Origin of the sequence: Companilactobacillus nantensis DSM 16982 (genome assembly GCF_001435815.1) — a bacterium.
GTDB lineage: Bacteria > Bacillota > Bacilli > Lactobacillales > Lactobacillaceae > Companilactobacillus > Companilactobacillus nantensis.
In genome coordinates, this window is the sequence record NZ_AZFV01000065.1 from 1 (window position 1) to 1,991 (window position 1,991).

The 1,991-nt window shown below is 36.6% G+C and carries 2 protein-coding genes; both read right to left on the reverse strand.

The window, feature by feature from the left end:
• Positions 1-294: 294 nt before the first annotated feature.
• Positions 295-1,719 (reverse strand): C69 family dipeptidase, encoded by a 1,425-nt coding sequence (locus tag FD31_RS13670; RefSeq protein WP_057893318.1) that lies wholly within the window; start codon positions 1,717-1,719, stop codon positions 295-297.
• Positions 1,716-1,991 (reverse strand): hypothetical protein (locus tag FD31_RS14245; protein WP_201782119.1); only part of this gene is annotated, 276 nt, incomplete at its 5' end. The genes FD31_RS14245 and FD31_RS13670, both read right to left, overlap by 4 nt.

Genomic DNA, 1,991 nt, shown 5'->3' on the forward strand with positions numbered 1-1,991 from the left:
ACTAAGCTTAGTCTGTTTTGTTTGTTATTTCGGAAAAAGTCCTTGAATATTTTATTTGAAATTTAGATTGAAATCTTGTTGTTTATTGACGTATTGCCAAGAATTTTTTGGCATTTTTTGTGAAATTAGGGGATTAAAAAAGCCACTGAATTTTTTCATTCAGTGGCTCTAAAACGAGCTACGACAGGGCAACTCCTTCCGCTTTTCATAACTTGATAAATCACCCGCAAAGTACAGCGGGCAATTCATCAAGTTACGAAAATGCTCGGGAGCTGACCGCCCCATCTTCGCTCTCTATAAATTGGGATCCATCTTAAATGTTAACTTCGACAACTCTGTTCCTTGAGTAATCAAATCTCCTAGATGTTCTTTAGTTGCATCGTTAAAATGTTTAGCAATTTGATGATTTTGGTCTGTTAGATAATCTGTTAACTTCTGACCTGTCAGACCAACGGTCTCTTTATCAACTGCTGCAATCTTTCTTCTGGCCCATGATGCTAATTCTTTTTGATAGTCCAAGTTGGCTGTTGCAAAGTCGCTATAATGGCTTTCTACAACCATTGATAAGGCTTCATAAATCCAATAGGCACTCTTCATATCCAACTTCTCTGGTACAAAGCTGTATGATTCATCAATATCGTCTGCATTGGTAAAGAATGGCACATATGGTGTGAAACTTGGAATTCCTAGTGCTTTCCATTCAATTCCATTGGCAGCAACTTTCTTAGAATCACGTAATTGTAAGATATGTGAATTAGCTGTTCTGGAAAGTGAAATAGCACGGTAACGTTTTTTATCTTCTGGACTGCCACTACCGATTGGATCGAATTTTGTTTCGTTATAATGTGATGCCAAAATATATTGAATATCTTCAACAGAAATTTTCTTTTCTGGCTTTCTCAAGAATGGCAAGTCGGCTGATTCAGGATCTTGTTCGAGTGAAGGATTCAATACTTTTTGACCATACCAAACACGTGGTGTGTTGTAGTGACGGTCTTGTTTAGTACTTGTTCCAAAAATATGACGGAAGTTCCAGCTATCTGTATCTGGATTTAAATTGTTTTCAGAAACAAATTCTTGAATACCGTCTGACCACATGTAATTTTCAGGGTCGGCAAAATCAATAGTTTCAATTCCAATTTGGTTGGCTGCTACAACATAGCAGTCATCAGGAATACGAATAGCAACCCAGTGATGACCAGTAGCTAATTCCATATACCAAATTTCATTTTCATCAAAAAATTCCACGCCATTACTTTCAGTTGAACCATATTTGGCAATCAAATCACCTAGGTATTTCACACCTTCACGAGCTGAATTAATGTATGGCAAAACTAACGTTGTGATTGAATCTTCAGCTACACCGTTTTCAATCAATGGATCATAAGCCAAAACTTTTTCATTAGCTGTAACACTTTCAGTCGCACTCATACCAACATTTTTCTCATTGATACCATCTTCTTCATACCAACCCTCATCTTGATTAGCGTCAGGTGAAGAAGTATAACGATAGCCTGTTTCAGGTAATTCAACACTCAACTTATTGTAAGGTGATGTGTATGTTTCATGACGGTTTTTAGCCGCTGCTTGAACAATAAAACGCTTAGGCCAATTAGCAACAAAGTTATCCTCATTACGAGCAATATAATTAACTCCGTCCATTGCGGCTTTTTTACCGACCATAATTGATGTACAGGCCATATGTGCATGTTGTCTCATAATTTAATTTCCTCACCATTCATTTTATTTTGAAGTAAAATATCACGTTCCTTAGTAAATCGATGTTTCTTTTCTGCTAAAAATTGTTTCTGCTGTTCAATTGTGGCAATCCTTTTATTGAGATTATCCTCAAGTTTATCTAACAACTTCAATCCTTGTTCATAATCATCTGCTGTTATATCAGAATCTCCAAGTAATTCATTAAATTGCTGACAATCCGCAATCGAAGCTCCCAAACTACGTAAATGAATACGCGTGGTGCTAGTTGATTT